The sequence below is a fragment of the Kitasatospora sp. NPDC057512 genome (genome assembly GCF_042802135.1).
Classification (GTDB): domain Bacteria; phylum Actinomycetota; class Actinomycetes; order Streptomycetales; family Streptomycetaceae; genus Kitasatospora.
In genome coordinates, this window is sequence record NZ_JBHVET010001301.1 from 1 (window position 1) to 1,033 (window position 1,033).

Sequence of the window (1,033 nt, forward strand, 5' to 3'; positions counted from 1 at the left end):
GCACCGGGCGGACCCGGCACCCCCGACGGGCGGACGGCGCCCCGCTACGGGCGCCCCATGTACGACGGGTAGTAGCCGCTGCTGATCCCCGAGATCCGGACGTTGGTCCCGGGCCGCGCGGCCTCGACGTACCTGTTGTCGCCCAGGTAGATCGCCACGTGCTGGATGCCCCGGGCGCTCCCGTCCGGCGACCAGAACAGCAGGTCGCCGCGGCGCAGCTGGCCGGCCCCGATCGGCGTGGTCGCCGCGTACTGGTCGTTGGCCACCCGCGGCAGGCTGATCCCGCCGCGCCGGAAGGCCTGCTGCACCAGGCCCGAGCAGTCGTAGCCGTCCGGCCCGTTGCCGGCCCGGCGGAACGGCACGCCCAGCTGGGAGAGCGCGAACTGTACGGCGGTCTCGACGTCCCGGTCCTCGGCGACCGAGTCGTCGAAGTAGCCCGAGCCCGCGGAGTCCGAGGAGGAGCCGCGTCCGGTGCGGTCGAGGTAGATGTCGTAGTGCGAGGTCCAGCGCCACTCGCCCCTGCTGTTGCGGAACCAGTAGCGCGAGCCGTCCCAGCCCTCGGTGATCCCGCCGGAGGACCTGGTCGTGGTCCTGGCGGCGGACCCGGAGCCGCCTCCGGTGCGCTCCACGTAGACGTCGTAGTGCGAGGTCCAGCGCCACTGCCCCTGGCTGTTCTTGAACCAGTACCGGGAGCCGTCCCAGCCGGCGTGCGCCGGGGCGGGCTCGGCGGCCGCGGGGCTGACACCGGTGCCGAGGCCGATCAGGCCCACACTGGTCGCGATCACGGCCACCATGCCTATCCCCCGACGGAGCCGCGCGGTGCGGGACGGACGGGAGGGGCGGACGGTGGCAGCGTCCTGCTGCCCGGTCGGTTCGCCGGCGGCCTCCGGCGCGCCGGTGTTGACGGTGGTCATCGTGCTGACTTCCTTCACTGCTGCGGATCGCTGCGGATTGCAGCGGGTTGCTGTGACCGGCCAGGACTGGCCGTGCTTGTCGGCAGGGCCCCCGCCCGGCACACCGCGGCTTCCGGTCC

General features: G+C 73.8%; 1 protein-coding gene. It reads right to left on the reverse strand.

What is annotated here, in order from left to right:
• Nucleotides 1-44: 44 nt before the first annotated feature.
• Nucleotides 45-914 carry a C40 family peptidase gene (locus ACFU6K_RS39625; protein WP_380671614.1) on the reverse strand — a complete coding sequence of 290 codons (870 nt, stop codon included), beginning with the start codon at nt 912-914 and terminating at the stop codon, nt 45-47.
• Nucleotides 915-1,033 lie beyond the last annotated feature (119 nt).

Excerpts from the sequence above, each read along its gene's own strand:
- ACFU6K_RS39625 (WP_380671614.1), bottom strand. The coding sequence starts at position 914 with ATGACCACCGTCAACACCGGCGCGCCGGAGGCCGCCGGCGAACCGACC.